Here is a 19,341-nt window from a genome sequence, read left to right as displayed (position 1 = left end):
AAGTAGGATGATGAACATGCAACAAACATTCAGAATTATTGACGAAGATGGAATCCACGCACGCCCGGCAACGGCATTGGTAAACACAGCTAATAAATTTCAAGACACGAATTCATTCGCTGAAGCTAACGGCAAAAAAGTAACACTGAAATCCATTCTGGGCGTTCTGTCTCTTGGACTGGAGCAAGGTGACACTTTGACACTGATCACAGAAGGCGGCAATGAGAGCGAGGCGCTTACAGCACTTCAAGAAGTGATGGTGAACGAAGGGTTAGGAGAGGTTCATGAATAATCTGAAAGGAATCGCGGCATCTGCGGGCATCGCGATTGCACGGGCGTTTACACTTGAGCATCCTGACTATTCGGTCACCGAAAAGCAAGTGACGGATACGGATGTCGAGCTCGCGAAGCTGGATGCAGCACTGGCTCAGTCTCAGGCTGAGCTCGAGGCGATCAAAGCCCGCACACTTCAGGAGCTCGGGGAGAAGAAGGCGGAGATTTTCGAATCTCACCTTCTCATCCTGAATGACCCGGAACTGATTGAGCCGGTCAAGGCAAAAATCGCTTCCGAATCGGTTAATGCTGAGTTTGCATTGAATGAAACGGCTACCCAATTCATTCAAATGTTCGAGAACATGAAGAGTGCCTATTTGCAGGAGCGGGCGGCCGATATGCGCGATGTAACCAAACGGATTCTCAAGCATCTGCTGGGACTGAATTATGTCAGCCCTTCGGAGATCAGCGAAGAAGTCATCGTGGTTGCAGAAGACCTGACTCCGTCGGATACGGCACAGCTGAACCGCAAGTTCGTTAAGGGATTCACTACGAATATCGGCGGACGTACCTCGCATTCGGCCATCATGGCCCGTTCCCTTGAAATTCCGGCCGTTGTCGGAACGAAGAACGTGCTCTCCTCGGTTCAAAACGGGGATTGGATCATCGTTGATGGACTTGAAGGGGATGTCATTATTAATCCCACTGAAGCTATCTTGGAGCAATACCGTGCGAAGCAGGAAGCCTACGCCAAACAGATCGAGGAGTGGAAGAAACTTCGCTCTGAACCGACCGTGTCCAAGGACGGAATCCATGTGGAGCTGGCTGCCAACATCGGGACACCGAATGACGTAGCTGGCGTACTGGATAATGGCGGGGAAGCAGTAGGACTGTACCGCACCGAGTTCTTGTACATGGGCAGAGACAAACTTCCTTCGGAAGAGATCCAATATGTCGCTTATAAATCGGTTTTGGAAAAAATGGAAGGCAAACCGGTTGTTGTCCGTACCCTCGATATCGGCGGGGACAAGGAGCTGCCATATCTGGATCTGCCGAAGGAAATGAATCCGTTCCTCGGATTCCGCGCCGTAAGGCTGTGCCTGGACCGTCAGGATATCTTCAGAACACAGCTGCGCGCGCTGCTGCGTGCGAGCGTCCACGGCAACCTGCGCATCATGTTTCCAATGATAGCGACACTGAGTGAATTCCGTGAAGCGAAAGCTCTTTTGGAAGAAGAGAAGGCCAAGCTTGTGAGCGAAGGCACTCCGGTATCCGAGGAGATTCAGCTGGGGATCATGGTGGAGATTCCATCCACCGCCGTGCTGGCCGATCAGTTTGCCAAAGAGGTTGATTTCTTCAGCATCGGAACCAATGACCTTATTCAGTATACGATGGCGGCTGACCGCATGAATGAACGGGTGGCCTATCTGTACCAGCCATACAATCCGGCGATTCTGCGATTGGTCAAAATGGTCATCGATGCCGCTCATCGCGAGGGTCGCTGGGTTGGGATGTGCGGTGAAATGGCTGGTGACTCTACAGCGATTCCGATTCTGCTCGGTCTGGGTCTGGATGAGTTCAGCATGAGCGCTACATCCATTCTGCCAGCGCGCAGCCAGATCGGGAAGCTGTCCCGCAGCGATATGCAGGCCCTCGCAGCCAAAGCGCTCGAGATGGGTACCGCAGAGGAAGTTGTATCTCTGGTCGAATCCATAGAGGCTGCAGCCGAATAAGGCGGATGAGCCTGATCGAAGAATTTGGAACACCTGATGAAGCAACCGGGTTTTCTCCAGGGACTCTACAAAACTTTTTCCACGTTTAAATATATGACCTTGATAACATCTGTCCATTGGGCAGATGTTTTTTTTTGATCAAAAGAAAGACAGCTGGCATAATTGCTAGTATAATAGCCTAAATATATAGTGACTTGGCTTCAAACCCAAACCAAATCAGGGCTTTTGGCATACCATGATATATGAAAGCGTTCTAAAATTCATGTGCTAGAGGTCTGTCTTATGATTCAGGCGCCCATACTAGGAAGTAAATCTACTTAAAAGTGACGGTGATGATGAGTATGGACATGATCAAGAGCTGCACGAGTCTGAAGCTGGGAGCGATTTATCGCAGAGAAGGGACTGCCTTTTTGGTGTGGGCTCCGGATGCGGTTCATGTGTCGCTGGCTTTGTATGAAGGTGCAGGAGAGTATGATCCTCAGGGGTTCGTGACAGATCACGAGGGCGGTACCTTATACGGTATGGACCGGAATGATGAAGGTGTATGGTCGACTAAAGTGAACGGGGATCTGCATGGAACCTATTACATGTTCAAAATCGAGTCAACGGACGGCGCTGTCCGTTATGCCGTTGACCCTTATGCAACAGCCGTCTCGGCTAATGGCAGCCGCGGCGCTGTAATTGATCTGGCAAAAAGCAATCCTCCAGGCTGGGAGCTGGATGTTAGACCCGAGCTGCTTAAGCCTACGGATTCGGTGCTCTACGAACTGCATGTACGCGATTTCTCGATCCATGCCGATTCGGGAATGAAATATAGAGGAAAGTATAAGGCTTTTACAGAGGGCGGCCTGCGGGATATGGGCGGGAACGCGGTTGGGCTGGATCATCTTGAAGAATTGGGCGTAACGCATGTGCACCTGCTGCCGATATTTGACTTTAGAACGGTTAACGAGCTGGATGGATATGCAACAGGCCATTTGAGTCGAGAGTATAACTGGGGATACGATCCGCAGAATTACAATGTGCCTGAAGGATCGTATGCCACAGACCCCACAGATCCTGCCTCACGCATTCGGGAGCTGAAGGAAATGGTCCTGGCTCTGCATTCGAGGGGAATCCGTGTCGTGATGGATGTGGTTTACAATCATACGTATACAGTGGATGATGGTCCCTTTGAACGATTGGCTCCGGGGTATTTCTACCGGAAGGACGTAAGCGGTGCCCTGTCGAATGGCTCCGGCGTAGGGAATGAGCTGGCCACGGAGAAACCGATGGTGCGCAAATATATTAAGGATTCTCTAAGATACTGGGCCAAAGAATTTCATATCGACGGATTTCGGTTTGACCTGATGGCTTTGATCGATACCACTACGATGAGAGAGATTGTAAGCGAGCTGCGTCATGAGGTGGATAACTCTCTTCTGTTTTATGGTGAGCCCTGGACAGGGGGAATGAGCCCGCTGACGGAGCAGACCGTCAAGGGAAGTCAGCGTGATCAAGGCTTTGCTGTATTCAATGATCATTTCCGGCATGCCATCAAGGGCGACAATGACGGGCGGGGCCGGGGGTTTGCTACTGGCGAGCCGTGGTATGAAGGGGCTGTTGTGGAAGGGATGATGGGGTCCATCCATGATTTTGCCCTTCATCCGAGCGAGACGGTTAATTACGTCACAGTTCACGATAATTTAAACCTGTGGGACAAAATCTTAATTGCAGAAGGGATGGAGCAGCAGGCGGGTCTGCTGCATCTGATGGACGGGAAGCTGCCAGACGGCGGCGATGTATGGCAGGCAACGGCTGCTTCAAATCCATATGCCGGTGTATCGGATGAAGATGTGATGCGGGCAGTGCCTGTTCGCCGCAGCTTGCTGGCTAATGGCATCGTGCTTCTCTCCCAGGGGATTCCCCTGCTGCATGCCGGTGATGAGCTGCTTCGCACGAAATTCGGCGATCATAACAGCTACCGCAGCGGGGACGCCATTAATGCGATCCGCTGGAGCAACAAACAACGCTTCAGACCCGTCTTTGACTATTACAAGGGTCTTATCGCCCTGCGGAAAGCCCACCCGGCATTTCGTATGACCACAAGAGAAGAGATCGAAGAGCATATGGAGGTGCTGCGCAGCAGCGACCGGATTATCGCCTACCGGCTCATGAATAATGCTGCAGGTGACAGCTGGAGCCAGATCGTGGTTGTCGTTAACGGGAATGAACATGAAATGACGGTTGATCTCCCGCCGACCCTGTATCGCTGGAATATCGTTGTGAATGAACAACATGCAGGAACCGAGACGATTGAGACGTCGGATCAAGGGGCCGTCACCGTGCCAGGACTATCCCTGATGGTTTTGTATGAGGATAGAACCGAAATGAAGAAGGGGCTCGTCACCGTTGAGGTTGAGTACGAGAGACGTGACCAGGCGTATGATGGCTGGAACGTATGGGTATGGGGAACGGGTGTACAGGATGGCAGTGTACTGTTTACCCAGGGCAGCAGCGGTAAAGCCCGGGTGGTCTTCCATGTCGCTTCCGGAACCAAGCGGGTCGGCTGCATCGTCAGGCTTAACGATTGGGAGGATCGGGAAGGCGAGAATGACTGGTTTATCGATATTCCGCCAGATGAAGTGGAAGTCCGGTTTTCACTTCGAAGCGGGAAGGACGAAGGATTCAACAAGAAAGGTCAGCGGGATATGGCCAGCTGAAACATCTTCAGCGCAAAAAAATAAGGAGCCTCCTTTTCATTTTTGAAGAGGGGGCTCCCGTTTTTATATTTTCAAAAGGGGTACTATGTATTACCCTCTGACTTGAATTGCAAAACATCTTTTTTGCATGATTAGTTAGCAGCTAAATAGGGTAATAATGAGATAGACTTTGTTTTCGATAAAGGAGGATGTCACTCATGTCAAAAGGAAACAACGTTCAACTCAAAGCCGATGTTCGAAATGAATTTACGCGGGCTTCTCGCCGTGTGCTTCGTGAGAATGGTGGAATTCCCGGTGTCGTATACGGTGCGGGTGAGGAAAGCATCCCTGTAGCTGTTGATTTCAAAGATACGTCCAAGCTGTTCCATACGGGCCGCTCAGAGGTGTTCCAGCTTGATATTCCAGGCTCCGGTAAAATCCCGGTGTTGATTAAGGACATTCAGAAGAGACGCGGCAATGTCTCCCATGTGGACTTCCTGCGGATCTCGATGAACAAGCCGGTTCGCGTCAGCATTGGAGTGGATTTTCAGGGGACTGCTGTCGGCACCAAGACGGGCGGTATTCTGCAAACCCAGCTGAATGCGATAGACGTAGAAGGATTGCCGGGTGATTTGCCTTCGACCCTTGAAGTGGATGTATCCGCTCTGGAGATTGGGGACAAACTCACCGTTGCGGATATCAAAGTTCCGAAGGGCATTACCTTACACGCATCGGAGGAGGAAGTGCTGGCAAGTGTCATCGTGCCTCGCGCTGTGGAGGCTGCAGAGACCGAGGACGCAGGTACTGAGGAAGCGAATGCGGAAGAGACAACCGAAGAATCCTAATATGCACGATAAAAAGACGCCTGTTTTGCTGGTAACCAGCGGAGCAGGCGTCTTATTTTTGGTGAGATGACAATTTTGAAAGTGGTGCATGGTTGTCCTCAAGATTCACTAGCCATTTTTACTTATTCTTGCGATCATGAATGCCTTTGTAACTTGATGGAGCATCTCCAAAGTATTTGTTCCATATGGTCAGATAGGTTCCGTCCTGCTGCATGGTAGCCAGAGCGTTATCAACGGCGGCTACGAGATCCGGATTGCCTTTTACGAAGGCGGCAGAGACCTCGAACGTCTGGTTGGCCGATTGAACGGTAGTAACCGGCATATCCGGAAACTGCTGCTTCAGGTTGGTCACAGACAGCGGGTCTGAAATTATGGCGTCAAGATCACTCCTTGCGAGCATACGGGCTGCGTCATATATATATTTGACCGGAACGATTATCGCCCCATGTTTTTTGGCAATATCATTATAGGTTCCTGTTGGGTTCAGACCAACGCGCTTTCCCTTAATATCCGGGAAGGTACGGACCTGATCTTCGTCTGAACGCACGAGCAGAACCGGAGTAGAGGACAGATAAGCTACGGAGAAATCATAAAGTGCCCTCCGGTCGGGGCGGTCTTCGATTTGGTTAAATACCGCATCATATTTGCCTTCCGTTAAACCCGGCAGCAGATTCTTCCACTCGGTTTCCACAAATTCTGCCTTTAATTCCATATGACGTGCAACCTCTTCGGCAACCTCCACATCAAACCCGGTTAGTCTTCCACCTGTTCCATGGTAGCTGAAGGGGGGATAATCCCGTTCTGTCGCAATTCGCAAGGTTCCGCGCTCCACGGCATTCCGAAGCAGGTAGCCGGTGTTCACCCGGTACGGATTTACACCCATATTCGGGGTTGGCACCCGGTCGTTGCTGTTGACCGTACATCCGGCAAGCATAATGGAACCGATCAGTGTGAACAGGGAGAGCAAACGGATACGTTGTATCGATTTTGTTCCGCGCATGACGCCCAAACCATCCTTTCTTTATTCAAGGTCCTTCGAGGCCCATATCGTAAAGTTAGCATGTCCCAAAGGATGGTTCGTATATTCGTGAAATGTCAGGACTTTAGTGAGGATCGGGAGAGTTGAATCATTTAAAGAGAGGGTGCAATTACAAAAAAAGAGGTTGCGCTATCTCTGCGCATAATAGCAGCAGAAGGCGTAACCTTATAAACGTCCGTCCAGTAGGAGCTTTATGATAACGTCAGGTTCAGGTTGAACCGTGTATTGATGTTAGCGGGCCATCCATCCGCCGTCAACGCAAAGCACATGTCCATTCATGTAATCCGAAGCGGCGGAAGCTAGGAAGACAGCAGGTCCGCCGATATCCTCAGGTTTACCCCAGCGACCGGCTGGGATGCGATCCGTTATGGAAGCGCGGCGGTCCTCGTCTTGGCGGATAGCTGCCGTGTTATCGGTTTCAATGTATCCCGGGGCAATTCCGTTGACCTGGATGCCGCTGGCCGCCCATTCGTTAGCCAGCGCTTTGGTCAAACCGGCGACACCATGTTTGCTTGCGGTGTAGCCGGGTACGTTGATTCCGCCTTGATAGGAAAGCATGGAGCAAATATTGATGATTTTACCGCTGCCGCGCTCAATCATATGTCTGCCTGCCAGTTGGGACAGCATAAATACGGTGTTCAGATTCAGATCCATTACATCGAGCCAATCTTGGGCAGCATGATCCTTGGCCGGCGTCCGGCGGATAATGCCGGCGTTGTTCACCAGAATATCCACGTGTCCCGTCAGCTCCAGCGCTTGGTCGAAGGTATGCTGCAGTTGGCTCTGGTCACTTAAGTCCACCCTGATCTCAGAAGCCTTTCTGCCAAAAGATGTGATCGCCTCAATTGTTTCCGCGCTCGTATTCATGGACACGGCGACGATATCCGCACCGGCTTCGGCAAGGGCAATCGCGATTCCTTGGCCAAGACCGCGAGCAGATCCGGTTACGATTGCAGTTTTGCCAGATAAATCAAACCTGTTCATGCACAGCATCCCCTCTCATTTTGTTCAATTCATAAGGTTGAAATTAAGTGGCTTGCTCGAGTGTTTCCTTTCAAGCAAGCGAGTTACAGCATGGTGACACCCGCTGCATCATATTGTTTTATCGTATCGGAGGGCAGGCCTGTATCGGTAATGATGCCGCTTATCTCCTGAAGGGTGGAAAAGGTCCTCAGTGCGGTTTGACCGAATTTATGGTGGTCAACAACGGCATAAACCGAAAGCGCGGTTTCGATTAAAGCACGCTTGAACGGGATCAGATCCCCGGTGTAAATGGACAATCCATGATCAAGATGAACGCCGGTGGCCGAGATAAAGGCTTTTTGAATGTTCAACTGCTTCACATACGATACGCCTTCAGGACCTGCAAGCATGTTCCTTACCCGGTAGCCGCCTGGAACCACAAGTCGGATGTTGTTCTTGGTGGCCAGCTCACTGATGATGTACACATCGTTCGTGATGACTGTTAAGGACACATCATCCAGTCTGCGGGCAATCTCCAGTGTGGTGCTGCCTCCATCCAGCGCAATGATGTCGCCGGTGTTGATATGGGCCAGTGCTTTTAGCGCAATCTCGGTCTTTTCGTCCCGATTCTTTGCCAGCGGCTCTTTGGATGGCAGGATGCCAAACTGATCGCTGTGGGCGAGGACAGCTCCGCCGTGCACACGAACGATAAGGCCTTGTTCCTCCAGCTTGGTCAGATCCTCGCGAATTGTTTTCCCTGTCACTTGCAGCTGCTGGCTCAAATCCGCGACAGTCACTTCTTTGTGGGTGAGAAGGAATTCCATTATTTTTTCATAGCGTCGTAACGGGTTCATATGAATCTCAACTCTTCCGTAGCTTAATGATGAATCCCCTCTATTTTAAATCCTTCATGGACACGGGGTCCATATCATCATATCTTTTATTATCTCCGGCCATACCCCAGATAAAGGTGTAATTGCTTGTGCCTACTCCGCTGTGGATAGACCAGCTTGGCGAAATCACGGCTTGTTCATTGCGCATCACGATGTGCCGTGTCTCGTTTGGCTGACCCATGAGATGGATGACAACCGCATCTTCCGGCAAATCAAAATACAGATAGGCCTCCATGCGTCTTGGGTGGGTATGGGCAGGCATGGTGTTCCACATATTTCCTTCCTTCAGCAGGGTCATACCCATCACGAGCTGGGCGCTCTGAATGCCTTTTTGGTGAATAAACCGATAGATGACACGATCATTGGAGTTTTTGATATCGCCCAATGCGCTGGAATCGGCTTCTTCAAGGGTAGCTTTGGCAGTCGGGAAGGTTTGATGCGCCGGAGCCGAGTTCAAATAGAATTTGGCAGGATGTTCAGGATCCGTGCTTGTGAAAATGACTTTTTCCGCCCCCATGCCAACGTAGAGACATTCTTTGTTGCTGAGCTCGTGCTCCGTGCCGTCCACCCGTACGGTTCCATGTTCGCCAATATTAATAATGCCAAGCTCACGACGCTCCAGGAAAGAGGAAACGCCCAGCTCTTTAAGGTCGGTTTCCAGTGTGATGGGTTCCCGAACCGGAGCAGCACCGCCAATAATCAAACGGTCTTCATGGGTAAGGACAAGCTCCAGCTTGTCAGGTGTGAACAGGGCGGGAATATGGAATTCCTTGCGGAGCCGGTCCGTGTCAAATTGTTTCACTTCATTAGGGTGTGAGGCATAACGTCTTTCCATTATCATTCATCTCCTCGTTATTCTATTGTAAATAAATCAAATAATGTTCATATAAGTACAAATTACTCCATTTACGTTCATATTACAATACCAAAAATATTAATTGCACAAAAATGATTCCCTCCAGGCTCTGCACGATCTATCTGTAAGGGGAAGTCGGGCTGACTGAAATTCGGCTGTATAGGGAAGAATTAGCATCAGAAGTGATAACGAAAGCTGGTTCAGCTTGAGTGTAAGCTAGGTATCTATTATGAATCAGCAGGGTTCGATCCAATAGGAGATTGATAGCATATGAAAAAAATGATCGTTATCATGACGGCTGCGCTCATGGTTACCGGTTTCCGAATATCTGCCGATGTGCCGAATTATCCTTTGCATGACATAAGAGAACAGGCAGCCTGGATCGGGTCCGAGGGTGACGCCAATCAGTCCTGGATCAATATCGCTCATCGGGGGGCGTCGGGCGCCGCTCCTGAAAATACGATGGCCTCCTTTGCCAAAGCTTTTGATATGGGAGCAGACATGCTGGAGCTGGACGTCCAGATGAGCAAGGACGGAGAAATGGTGGTCATCCACGATACGACGGTTGATCGGACGACGAACGGTCAAGGAAATGTGGGGGATTTAACCTTTCAGGAGCTGCGGCAGCTGGATGCCGGCTCATGGTACGGATCGGAATACAAAGGCGAATTGATTCCGACACTGTCGGAGGTGCTTGAGCATTTCGGGGGACGAATCGGGCTGCTGATCGAATTGAAATCGCCTGATTTGTACCCAGGCATTGAGCAGGGGGTTGCAGATGGGCTGAAAAAGGTTATGAAGGGTGCTAACGGACCTCAGCGATATAAGGAAATGGTTGTTGTCCAGTCGGCAGACACGGATGCGCTGCTCCGGTTTCATAGACTGATGCCAGATATTCCGCTTGGTGTGGTCATCACCAGTTCAGGCGAGTTGTCCAGAGAGCGAATGCAGGATATGAAAGCTTACGCGGAATACGTGAATGTCTCGATGAGGCTTGTCACCAAGGGATTAGTTCAAAAGATCCATCAATCCGGGATGAAAACCTTTGTCTGGACCATTCGGGATATGCTGCAAATTCCGTATGTGCTTCAGATTAACGTAGACGGAATCATTACGGATTATCCGGATCGGGTACCTATCTCAATTACGAACAGGAAGACCATCCGATAGTCAAAAACATAAACAACCTTTATAGATAGTCTCTACACCACAGCCTTTTTAAGAAAAGGCTGTTTTATTTTTGTGTAATAATATATTACATAAATTAAAAATTGACGATCATTCGATTTGTAATTTTGATTTAATGTTATGTTAATTAACATTTAATATTGAAAAATTGCGACGATTTTACTAAAAACGAAAAAAATAAATAAATTTATGTGAGTATTATTGACACAGGAAATATAAGGCAACTATAATGTGGATTAACGAACAGAGATAAGAAGATGCAGACAGAATGTTCGGAAACAGAAAAAGGGAGTTGGGAGCGTATGAAGAAACAGAGCGTAATTGTAAAGGGATGGGCCTCTTTTGTATTATGCGCCATTTTGATGTCAGGCTGTGTTACGGAAAAGGAAGCTGCTCCGAATGCCGGAGCGGATAACGGCAGCGCGCCAATCGAAGCCAAAGGTGATTCAATCAAGGTCGGCATTCTTCACTCCCTAAGCGGAACGATGGCGATCAGCGAGGTATCCGTCAAGGATGCCGAAATGCTTGCGATCGAAGAAATTAATGCGGCAGGCGGTGTGCTGGGCAAGCAGATCGAACCTGTGATCGAGGACGGTGCCTCGGATTGGCCGACCTTCGCCGAGAAGGCGGGCAAACTGCTGCAGCAGGATAAGGTTGCTGCCGTGTTCGGAGGGTGGACCTCCGCCAGCCGTAAAGCGATGCTCCCTGTTTTCGAACAAAACAACGGTCTTTTATTTTATCCGGTCCAATATGAAGGGTTAGAATCTTCCCCTAACATTTTCTATACAGGTGCAACAACCAATCAGCAAATCGTGCCTTCGGTATCCTGGCTGCTTGAGAATCGGGGCAGCAAAATGTTCCTGCTCGGATCGGATTATGTGTTCCCGAGGACGGCCAACAAAATTATCAAGGCACAGCTGACTGCAGAGGGAGGGGAGCTTGCGGGAGAGGAATATACACCGCTGGGTCATACCGATTTCAGTACGATTATTGCCAAGATCAAAGAGGCGAAACCCGATATCGTCTATAACACGCTGAATGGCGACAGTAACGTGGCATTCTTCAAGCAGCTGAAGGATGCGGGCATCACTTCCAAGGATATGACCACGTTGTCCGTAAGCGTGGCGGAGGAGGAAATTCGCGGAATAGGCGCTGACATTCTTGAGGGGCATCTGGCAGCTTGGAACTATTATCAGTCTACGGATACGCCGGAGAACAAAGCCTTTGTTGATAAATACAAAGCGAAGTATGGTTCCGACCGGGTTACAGCCGATCCGATCGAAGCGGGATATACCGCTGTGTACTTATGGAAGGCTGCGGTAGAGAAGGCCGGTTCAACAGAGGTAGCCAAGGTCAAGGAAGCGGCTAAAGGCATCGAGTTTGCTGCACCGGAAGGCAAAGTCACTATTGACGGCGACAATCAGCACATCTACAAAACGGTGCGCATTGGCGAAGTGCAGGCAGATGGTCAGTTTAAAGAGCTCTGGAACTCGGGAGAACCTGTTAAACCCGATCCGTATCTGAAAACGTACGATTGGGCGAAGGGGTTAAGCGGAGAATAAAGCAGTAGGCACGAAAAGGCTCCCGGGCCTTTTCGTGAAAGGAGGCTCCCGAAATGGAAATGACAATCCTGCAGGTGTTCAACGGATTGAGTGTCAGCTCGATTTTATTATTGATTGCACTTGGCTTGGCGGTGACGTTCGGATTGATGAATGTTATTAATATGGCCCATGGCGAGCTGATCATGATCGGCGCCTATTCCACGTATGTCACCCAGGGCTTGTTTACCGCGTATATGCCGAAATCCTGGTTTGATACTTATTTCATAGCGGCGCTGCTGGTTTCCTTTGTGGTTGCTGCCCTCATCGGTTGGCTGCTTGAAATGATTCTGATTCGGCACCTGTACGGAAGGCCGCTGGACAGTTTGCTGGCTACATGGGGTGTCGGGATGATGCTGCAGCAGATCGCAAGGTTCATCTTCGGCGCTCCGAACGTGGCCGTAACCAGCCCATCCTGGCTGAACGGAGGGCTTGCGATCACTTCAAGCATCGTGCTTCCTTATAAACGGTTGTTCATTATTGTATTGGTGGCCTTGGTGCTGACGGCAATGTATCTCTATATTTATCGAACGGTTCAGGGCAGGCGGATGAGAGCGGTGATGCAGAACCGGAACATGGCGGGATGCCTTGGCATTTCAACCCGGCGTGTGGATGGTCTCACGTTCGCGATTGGCTCGGGTATCGCGGGTATTGCCGGCTGCGCATTGACGCTGCTCGGACCCATCGGTCCGTCGATTGGAACCTACTACATCGTGGATGCCTTTATGGTGGTCGTGCTTGGCGGTGTTGGAAAATTGATCGGAACGGTTGCCGGGGCGCTGGGAATCGGTATGTTTAATACGCTGTTTGAGACCTACACTTCGGCTTCCATCGGCAAAGTGCTGGTGTTCGCCTTAATCGTGGCTTTCCTGCAGTGGAAGCCTCGCGGGCTTGTTGCACTTCGAACGCGCAGTCTGGATTAGAGAGGAGGGGATGGTATGGTGCTGAAATGGTTGACAGGAAATCCCGGCAGCCGGACAAAACGGATTCTGTGGAGTGTTCTGCTGCTTCTCATGTGTATGGCTCCTTTGTTCATGACCCCTTTTCGCTTGGGGTTGTTGACAAAATTTCTGGCTTTGGCGATTCTGGCGGTCGGACTTGATCTGATCTGGGGATATGGCGGTATTCTAAGTCTTGGACACGGTGTATTCTTCGGACTTGGCGCTTATGCTATGGCGATGTATCTTAAGCTCGAGGCCAGCGGGACGTCCCTGCCCGATTTTATGAGCTGGAGCGGTGTGGAGGGACTGCCCTGGTTCTGGGAGCCCTTCCGGTCGTTTCCCGCTGCCCTGATACTCGGGATGCTGCTTCCGGCGCTGCTCGCTTTGATTCTCGGTTTCTTTACGTTCCGCAACCGGATCGTGGGCGTGTACTTTACGATTCTGACCCAGGCTCTGGTCATGATTGTAGTCACGCTGTTTGTAGGCAAGCAGGAGTGGACGGGGGGCACGAACGGACTGACTGGATACCCTTCGATTCTGGGCTTTAACCTGAACACGCCGTCAACCAAAATCGGATTGTATTTCATCACGCTGGCTGCTTTGGCAGGGGCATATGTGCTGTGCAGAAGGATTGTGAGCAGCCGCGTGGGTCAAGTGCTGGAAGCGTCAAGGGATGGAGAGAACCGGGTGCGGTTTCTCGGATTTGACCCTTCCCGTTACAAGACGTTTGCTTTTGCCGTCTCGGGCGGTCTGGCCGGGCTTGCCGGAATGCTGTTTGTACTTCAGGTAGGCATTATATCCCCTTCCATGATGGGGATTGTCCCGTCCATTGAAATGGTATTATGGGTGGCTCTGGGCGGGAGGGGGACCCTTATCGGCGCGATTATCGGTACAGTGCTGCTGAATTCGGCCAAAACCGGGATCAGCGAAGCCTACCCGGAAGGCTGGCTGCTCGTATTGGGCGCTTTGTTTGTCATTGTGGTTGTGTTGATGCCAAAAGGATTGGTAGGAGTATGGAGCAAGGTGGTTTCGTCATTATCCCGAAGAGGAGGTACTGTCCATGCAGCCGTACGCAAAGAAGGTTGATTTTTCCGTCCCAGTCCGTGGAGAAGTGAGAGAAATCGGCATTTCACCAATCGTGTTGTCCGCAGAGGATATCACGGTGACTTTTGGCGGGTTCGTGGCGGTAAACGGCATGAATCTGGCGCTTCGCAAGAATGAACTGCATTTTCTTATCGGCCCAAACGGTGCTGGAAAAACCACGATGCTGGATGTGATCTGCGGGAAGACAAGGCCTGCTGCCGGACGCGTGCTGCTGGGGGACGGCCTGGACATTACTAAAAAGCGGGATTATGAAATTGCAGGTCTCGGTGTCGGGCGGAAATTCCAGGCACCCTCGATTTTTGCAAACTTGAGTGTTAAAGAGAATCTGGAGCTGACACTCGATCCCGATCGAAGTGTGTTTCGGGCGCTTAAGGTAAGGAGAAATCGATGCACCACGTTCGAGATGAAGAAGGTGCTGGAGCAGATCGGGCTTCCTGATCGGCTCCATGTTCGGGCAGGTTCTCTGTCGCATGGGGAGAAGCAGTGGCTGGAAATCGGCATGCTGCTGCTTCAGAAGCCGCGATTGCTGCTGCTGGATGAGCCGGTAGCCGGAATGACGGATGAGGAGACGATGAAGACAGGAATGCTTCTTCAGGATATCGCCAAGGCATGTTCCGTTGTTGTGGTTGAGCATGATATGGATTTCGTTCGTTCTTTTGCCGCGAAGGTTACGGTGATGCATGAAGGGAAACTGCTGAAGGAAGGCTCCATGGCGGAAATTCAGCGCGATCCGATGGTTGCCGAGGTGTATCTGGGCAAAAGGAGGGAGACCAATGCTCAAGCTGCAGGGCATTGAATCGGGTTATGGAGAGAGCGCCGTCCTGCGCGGCGTATCCATGGTAGTCGACCCGGCGAAGGTTGTATGTCTGATCGGACGCAACGGCGTTGGAAAGACTACGCTTATGCGCACTTTAACCGGACAGCTGAAGATCCGTCAGGGGCGGATGAGTCTGGGAGAACAGGAGGTTACCGGCTGGGATTCTGTCAAAAGAGCGCGTGGAGGCATCGGGTATGTCCCGCAAGGGCGCGAGATATTCCCTCAGCTCACCGTGAAAGAGAATTTGCTGCTCGGGCTTGAGCCATGCGTGCCCAGGAGCAAGGTTTTTCCGGAGGATGTGTTAGCCTTGTTTCCCGTACTGCCGCAAATGTACCATCGTCAGGGCGGAGATTTGAGCGGCGGACAGCAGCAGCAGCTCGCCTTTGCCAGGGCGCTGGCCTCTCGGCCCAAGGTGCTGCTGCTTGACGAGCCGACGGAGGGCATTCAGCCGTCCATCGTGGAGGAAATTCAAGACGTGATCCGCGGGATCAAAGCCAAAGGAGAAACGTCGGTTATCCTGGTGGAGCAGAGCATCGAGTTTGTGCGGAGCGTAGCGGATTATATTTATGTCATGGATAAAGGCACGGTTGTAGCCGAAGGCGTTCAAGATGCCATTGACATGGAGCAGTTCGAGCATTATTTGACGGTATAGAGCTGCTTGAATCTTAGGTTATCGCGACCGGGAACATGCAGTTTGAGGGAGGGAGCAGGGGCTGTCATATAGGCCGGCATTTTCAGCCTATGGGACAGTTCTTTTTTTATTTTCGTCTTGCTATTTTTCAGGAGCGGGGGTAGAATGTGAGTGATTCTACTTGTGCGTACAATTTATCATAAAACAAATAATTTAATCATAGGTATGTACAAGATAGTGACAAAGCATTCATTCAGGAGGCGTTCTAATCATGAAATTGAAACCGCATTCTTTTTGGTTTGTTACCGGAAGCCAGCACTTGTATGGTCCTGAAACGCTGGAGCAGGTAGCTGAGCATTCCCGCATTGTGGCAACGGAGATGGGGAAAGATCCTGTATTTTCGTACCCTATTCTGTTCAAACCGATCGTAACGACACCGGATGAAATATACAATCTGATTCTGGAGGCCAACAACGATGAGTCCTGTGCAGGCATAATGACCTGGATGCACACGTTCTCTCCGGCCAAGATGTGGATTGCAGGCCTATCCCAACTTCAAAAGCCGCTCCTTCATTTCCATACCCAATTCAACCGGGATATTCCTTGGGAATCGATTGACATGGACTTTATGAACTTGAACCAGTCCGCCCACGGTGATCGTGAATATGGTCATATCGGTGCCCGTCTCGGCATTGCCCGCAAGGTGGTTGTGGGTCATTGGGAAGATGGGGAAGTTCGTGACAGCATCGCCGGCTGGATGCGGACGGCCGCGGCTTATGCCGAAAGCCGCAGGCTGAAAGTGGCGCGTTTCGGTGACAATATGCGCCAGGTCGCGGTAACCGAAGGAGATAAGGTGGAGGCCCAAATTAAGCTTGGCTGGTCCGTCAACGGTTACGGCATTGGCGATCTTGTGCAATCCATGAATGAAGTGGGAGATGAGGATGTAAAGGCGCTCCTGAATGAATATGCAGAGCGGTATTCGATAGCAAAAGAAGGGCTTAGCGAGGGGCATGTGCGTGATTCCATTGCGTATCAAGCCCGGATCGAAATTGCACTGCGCCGTTTCCTGGAAGAGGGCGGGTTTGGCGCATTTACGACGACCTTTGAGGATCTGCACGGCATGAAGCAGCTTCCGGGACTGGCCGTTCAACGGCTGATGGAATCCGGCTACGGCTTCGGCGGCGAAGGGGACTGGAAGACAGCGGCTTTGACGCGCGTACTCAAGGTCCTTGCGGGCAATAAAAGCACTTCCTTCATGGAGGATTACACCTATCACTTCGAGCCGGGAAACCATATGATTCTTGGATCTCATATGCTGGAGGTATGCCCGACCATCGCCCTGGATCAGCCGACGCTGGAGGTTCATCCGCTCGGAATTGGAGGAAAGGGAGACCCGGCCCGTCTCGTGTTCAACGGCCAGGACGGTCCGGCAGTCAACGCTTCACTGATTGATCTGGGACATCGCTTCAGACTTCTCGTGAACGTGGTCGATGGCGTCAAGGTAGAGCAGCCGATGCCGAAGCTGCCCGTGGCCCGTGTGTTATGGAAGCCGCAGCCATCCCTTCGCGAGTCTGCAGAAGCGTGGATATTGGCTGGCGGGGCGCATCACACCGTCCTCTCTTATGCAATGACGTCTGAGCATCTGAGCGATTGGGCCGATATGGCGGGTATTGAAGCGGTTATTATTGACAAGGATACCACCTTGCAGCGGTTTAAGAATGAGCTCCGCTGGAGCGAAGCGGCCTATCGCCTGCGGTAACTGGTTCTGTCGGCATTCGCCTGGCCTGTGTTACAATAGCGAGATAACTTGGGATTACTCCAAATCCTAACATAATGAGTGCGTGAGGCTAGAGGTGAATGATGAATAATAGACGGATACCCAAATATATTGTATTAAAAAACGAACTGCTCTCCTGGTTTGAATCGGGCCGGCTTCAGGCGGGTAAACAGGTCCCTTCGGAGCATGAAATTGCGGATCAGTTCGGCGTAAGCCGGCAGACGGTACGCCAGACCTTCGGCGAGCTTGAGAAGGAAGGTTGGCTGGAACGGATACAGGGCAAAGGAACGTTTGCAAGAAATCCGGAGCGCCGGGAGAGCGAGCAGGTCAAGACGATCGGGATCATTACGACGTACATCTCGGATTACATCTTTCCGCATATTGTCCGGGGAGCCGAAGCCGAGCTGCGAAGCAAGGGATATCGCCTGCTGCTCTCCAGCACGGATAATAACAAGGATAAGGAGATGGACAGCCTTCAGCTTATGACCAGCCAGCCGCTTAGCGGGCTGATTATTGAACCGACCAAGAGTGCGGAAGGCAATCCAAACCTGTCGTATTTCTTATCCTTGCAGGAGAAGGGAATTCCGTTTCTGATGATTAACGAGAAGTATCGGGAGCTGGATTGTCCTTGCCTCAAGCTTGATGATGAGTTAGGCGGTTACAAGGCAGCGTGCCATTTGATCGAGAACGGACACACGGCGATTGCCGGGTTTTTCAAGCGGGACGATCTTCAGGGCGTGAATCGGCTAAAAGGCTTCTTGCGGGCACATCGAGAGGCGGGCATTCCCGTATCGCCGGAGCGGGTGGTTACCTACACAACCGAGCAGAAGGGGAGCTTCCCTTACGATCAGGCCGTACAACTGCTGAAGCAGCCGGATGAGCAGCGCCCGACAGGGCTCGTATGTTACAACGATGAGCTGGCCGTGTCTCTGGTGGAGGCCGCGGGGCAATGCGGACTACAGGTTCCACAGGATGTATCCATGGTCGGCTTCGATGATTCGACACTTGCGATTGCTTCCGGTGTGAAGCTGACAACGATGACTCATCCAAAGACGGAGATGGGGATCACTGCCGCGAGACAATTGATCAGTATGATCGAGAATCAAACGGAAATTTCCGATACGATTTATGAGCCTGAGCTGGTGGAGAGAGAATCAGTGAAAAAACAGTAGGTCATTATAGAAGATTTGAGGTCCGGAAAGACGGACCCCTGCATGCCAACTTGTACGTACAACTATATTTTTCAAATATAGAGAGGAGAGATTGTTCATGTTGGAGAATTTAAAGCAGCAGGTGCTGGAGGCAAATCTGGAGCTTCCGAAGTACGGACTTGTCACATTTACATGGGGGAATGTAAGCGGCATTGATCGGGAACGCGGGATGTTTGTTATTAAACCCAGCGGCGTTCCTTATGAAGAGCTGACAATCGATGACATGGTCGTGCTCGATCTGAAGGGAAACGTAGTTGAAGGCGATTTACGGCCTTCCTCCGATACGCCGACTCATCTGGTGCTCTATCAGAATTTTAAAGAGATTGGCGGGATTGTGCACACCCACTCGCCATGGGGAACGAGCTGGGCCCAAGCCGGACGCGCGCTTCCTGCCTATGGAACAACGCACGCCGACTATTTTTACGGGGAGATTCCGGTTACGCGTCCCATGACCCGTGAAGAGATCGAAGGGGCTTACGAACGGGAGACGGGCAACGTCATCGTGGAGCGTTTCGCGGATCTGGATCCGAATCGGGTGCCCGGCGTGCTTGTCCATTCTCATGCGCCGTTTGTATGGGGCAAGGATGCCCATAATGCGGTGCATAATGCAGTGGTTCTGGAAGAGTGCGCGAAGATTGCGGCTCGCATGCAGCAAATCAACCCTGCTATTGAACCGATGGATCAGAATTTGCTGGATCGTCACTTTTTGCGGAAGCATGGGATTAATGCCTATTACGGTCAAAAGTAAAATTTGTCATGGTCATCATCATTCATGATTTCATCTGTGGGGG

Annotated in this window: 17 protein-coding genes; 13 read left to right on the top strand and 4 right to left on the bottom strand. The window is 51.1% G+C overall.

Features of this window, described 5'->3' with window-relative positions:
• Positions 1 to 16: 16 nt before the first annotated feature.
• The 4 genes from B9D94_RS21320 to B9D94_RS21305 all read left to right on the top strand — a co-directional run bounded on the left by B9D94_RS21320 (position 17) and on the right by B9D94_RS21305 (position 5,532).
• Positions 17 to 292, top strand: a complete 276-nt coding sequence (locus tag B9D94_RS21320) for an HPr family phosphocarrier protein (protein ID WP_006208895.1) — start codon at positions 17 to 19, stop codon at positions 290 to 292.
• Complete coding sequence (ptsP, locus tag B9D94_RS21315) at positions 285 to 2,006, top strand: phosphoenolpyruvate--protein phosphotransferase (protein ID WP_148247943.1); 1,722 nt, start codon at positions 285 to 287, stop codon at positions 2,004 to 2,006. Before B9D94_RS21320 ends, ptsP begins: the two co-directional genes overlap by 8 nt.
• Before the next feature lie 341 nt (positions 2,007 to 2,347).
• Positions 2,348 to 4,708 carry a type I pullulanase gene (gene pulA, locus B9D94_RS21310; protein WP_253806010.1) on the top strand — a complete coding sequence of 787 codons (2,361 nt, stop codon included), beginning with the start codon at positions 2,348 to 2,350 and terminating at the stop codon, positions 4,706 to 4,708.
• A gap of 197 nt (positions 4,709 to 4,905) precedes the next feature.
• Positions 4,906 to 5,532 carry a 50S ribosomal protein L25 gene (locus tag B9D94_RS21305; protein WP_148247941.1) on the top strand — a complete coding sequence of 209 codons (627 nt, stop codon included), beginning with the start codon at positions 4,906 to 4,908 and terminating at the stop codon, positions 5,530 to 5,532.
• A gap of 118 nt (positions 5,533 to 5,650) precedes the next feature.
• Here the strand turns inward: B9D94_RS21305 and B9D94_RS21300 are convergent, their stop codons facing one another.
• The 4 genes from B9D94_RS21300 to kduI form a co-directional block, all read right to left on the bottom strand.
• Positions 5,651 to 6,532 carry a transporter substrate-binding domain-containing protein gene (locus tag B9D94_RS21300; RefSeq protein WP_148247940.1) on the bottom strand — a complete coding sequence of 294 codons (882 nt, stop codon included), beginning with the start codon at positions 6,530 to 6,532 and terminating at the stop codon, positions 5,651 to 5,653.
• A gap of 270 nt (positions 6,533 to 6,802) precedes the next feature.
• Entirely contained in the window at positions 6,803 to 7,555 is a 753-nt protein-coding gene (gene kduD / locus B9D94_RS21295; protein WP_148247939.1) for a 2-dehydro-3-deoxy-D-gluconate 5-dehydrogenase KduD, read from the bottom strand.
• 83 nt (positions 7,556 to 7,638) lie between these two features.
• Positions 7,639 to 8,388 carry a DeoR/GlpR family DNA-binding transcription regulator gene (locus B9D94_RS21290; RefSeq protein ID WP_148247938.1) on the bottom strand — a complete coding sequence of 250 codons (750 nt, stop codon included), beginning with the start codon at positions 8,386 to 8,388 and terminating at the stop codon, positions 7,639 to 7,641.
• Positions 8,389 to 8,428: 40 nt separating this feature from the next.
• Positions 8,429 to 9,262, bottom strand: a complete 834-nt coding sequence (gene kduI / locus B9D94_RS21285; protein WP_148247937.1) for a 5-dehydro-4-deoxy-D-glucuronate isomerase — start codon at positions 9,260 to 9,262, stop codon at positions 8,429 to 8,431.
• Between the two features lie 291 nt (positions 9,263 to 9,553).
• On the opposite strand from kduI, the gene B9D94_RS21280 reads away from it, so the two are divergent.
• From B9D94_RS21280 to araD, 9 genes are all read left to right on the top strand, one after another.
• Complete coding sequence (locus B9D94_RS21280) at positions 9,554 to 10,453, top strand: glycerophosphodiester phosphodiesterase (protein WP_036643018.1); 900 nt, start codon at positions 9,554 to 9,556, stop codon at positions 10,451 to 10,453.
• 320 nt (positions 10,454 to 10,773) lie between these two features.
• Complete coding sequence (gene urtA, locus B9D94_RS21275) at positions 10,774 to 12,033, top strand: urea ABC transporter substrate-binding protein (protein ID WP_063478896.1); 1,260 nt, start codon at positions 10,774 to 10,776, stop codon at positions 12,031 to 12,033.
• Between the two features lie 53 nt (positions 12,034 to 12,086).
• Positions 12,087 to 12,992 (top strand): urea ABC transporter permease subunit UrtB, encoded by a 906-nt coding sequence (gene urtB / locus B9D94_RS21270; protein WP_036643019.1) that lies wholly within the window; start codon positions 12,087 to 12,089, stop codon positions 12,990 to 12,992.
• Positions 12,993 to 13,007: 15 nt separating this feature from the next.
• Entirely contained in the window at positions 13,008 to 14,096 is a 1,089-nt protein-coding gene (gene urtC, locus B9D94_RS21265) for an urea ABC transporter permease subunit UrtC (protein WP_036643021.1), read from the top strand.
• Positions 14,071 to 14,910, top strand: coding sequence for an urea ABC transporter ATP-binding protein UrtD (gene urtD, locus B9D94_RS21260; protein WP_006208906.1), 840 nt, complete (start codon positions 14,071 to 14,073; stop codon positions 14,908 to 14,910). Before urtC ends, urtD begins: the two co-directional genes overlap by 26 nt.
• Positions 14,888 to 15,583 (top strand): urea ABC transporter ATP-binding subunit UrtE, encoded by a 696-nt coding sequence (gene urtE / locus B9D94_RS21255; RefSeq protein ID WP_006208907.1) that lies wholly within the window; start codon positions 14,888 to 14,890, stop codon positions 15,581 to 15,583. Before urtD ends, urtE begins: the two co-directional genes overlap by 23 nt.
• Positions 15,584 to 15,833: 250 nt before the next feature.
• Positions 15,834 to 17,321, top strand: coding sequence for an L-arabinose isomerase (gene araA / locus B9D94_RS21250; RefSeq protein WP_036643022.1), 1,488 nt, complete (start codon positions 15,834 to 15,836; stop codon positions 17,319 to 17,321).
• A 101-nt stretch (positions 17,322 to 17,422) separates the two neighbouring features.
• Positions 17,423 to 18,511, top strand: coding sequence for a GntR family transcriptional regulator (locus B9D94_RS21245; RefSeq protein ID WP_036643023.1), 1,089 nt, complete (start codon positions 17,423 to 17,425; stop codon positions 18,509 to 18,511).
• 97 nt (positions 18,512 to 18,608) lie between these two features.
• On the top strand, positions 18,609 to 19,298 hold the full coding sequence (gene araD / locus B9D94_RS21240) for an L-ribulose-5-phosphate 4-epimerase (protein ID WP_006208910.1): 690 nt from the start codon (positions 18,609 to 18,611) through the stop codon (positions 19,296 to 19,298).
• The last annotated feature ends 43 nt before the right edge of the window (positions 19,299 to 19,341 follow it).

Source organism: Paenibacillus sp. Cedars, assembly GCF_003184205.1.
In the GTDB taxonomy this organism is placed as follows: Bacteria; Bacillota; Bacilli; order Paenibacillales; family Paenibacillaceae; genus Paenibacillus_AQ; species Paenibacillus_AQ glucanolyticus.
Note: the sequence above shows the minus strand (reverse complement) of the source record. Positions and strands in the feature narration are given on the sequence as shown.

What these genes read in the sequence shown, in the direction of transcription:
- B9D94_RS21320 (WP_006208895.1), top strand. Translation starts at nt 17, where the DNA reads ATGCAACAAACATTCAGAATTATTGACGAAGATGGAATCCACGCACGC.
- ptsP (WP_148247943.1), top strand. Translation starts at nt 285, where the DNA reads ATGAATAATCTGAAAGGAATCGCGGCATCTGCGGGCATCGCGATTGCA.
- pulA (WP_253806010.1), top strand. Translation starts at nt 2,348, where the DNA reads ATGGACATGATCAAGAGCTGCACGAGTCTGAAGCTGGGAGCGATTTAT.
- B9D94_RS21305 (WP_148247941.1), top strand. Translation starts at nt 4,906, where the DNA reads ATGTCAAAAGGAAACAACGTTCAACTCAAAGCCGATGTTCGAAATGAA.
- B9D94_RS21300 (WP_148247940.1), bottom strand. Translation starts at nt 6,532, where the DNA reads ATGCGCGGAACAAAATCGATACAACGTATCCGTTTGCTCTCCCTGTTC.
- kduD (WP_148247939.1), bottom strand. Translation starts at nt 7,555, where the DNA reads ATGAACAGGTTTGATTTATCTGGCAAAACTGCAATCGTAACCGGATCT.
- B9D94_RS21290 (WP_148247938.1), bottom strand. Translation starts at nt 8,388, where the DNA reads ATGAACCCGTTACGACGCTATGAAAAAATAATGGAATTCCTTCTCACC.
- kduI (WP_148247937.1), bottom strand. Translation starts at nt 9,262, where the DNA reads ATGGAAAGACGTTATGCCTCACACCCTAATGAAGTGAAACAATTTGAC.
- B9D94_RS21280 (WP_036643018.1), top strand. Translation starts at nt 9,554, where the DNA reads ATGAAAAAAATGATCGTTATCATGACGGCTGCGCTCATGGTTACCGGT.
- urtA (WP_063478896.1), top strand. Translation starts at nt 10,774, where the DNA reads ATGAAGAAACAGAGCGTAATTGTAAAGGGATGGGCCTCTTTTGTATTA.
- urtB (WP_036643019.1), top strand. Translation starts at nt 12,087, where the DNA reads ATGGAAATGACAATCCTGCAGGTGTTCAACGGATTGAGTGTCAGCTCG.
- urtC (WP_036643021.1), top strand. Translation starts at nt 13,008, where the DNA reads ATGGTGCTGAAATGGTTGACAGGAAATCCCGGCAGCCGGACAAAACGG.
- urtD (WP_006208906.1), top strand. Translation starts at nt 14,071, where the DNA reads ATGCAGCCGTACGCAAAGAAGGTTGATTTTTCCGTCCCAGTCCGTGGA.
- urtE (WP_006208907.1), top strand. Translation starts at nt 14,888, where the DNA reads ATGCTCAAGCTGCAGGGCATTGAATCGGGTTATGGAGAGAGCGCCGTC.
- araA (WP_036643022.1), top strand. Translation starts at nt 15,834, where the DNA reads ATGAAATTGAAACCGCATTCTTTTTGGTTTGTTACCGGAAGCCAGCAC.
- B9D94_RS21245 (WP_036643023.1), top strand. Translation starts at nt 17,423, where the DNA reads ATGAATAATAGACGGATACCCAAATATATTGTATTAAAAAACGAACTG.
- araD (WP_006208910.1), top strand. Translation starts at nt 18,609, where the DNA reads ATGTTGGAGAATTTAAAGCAGCAGGTGCTGGAGGCAAATCTGGAGCTT.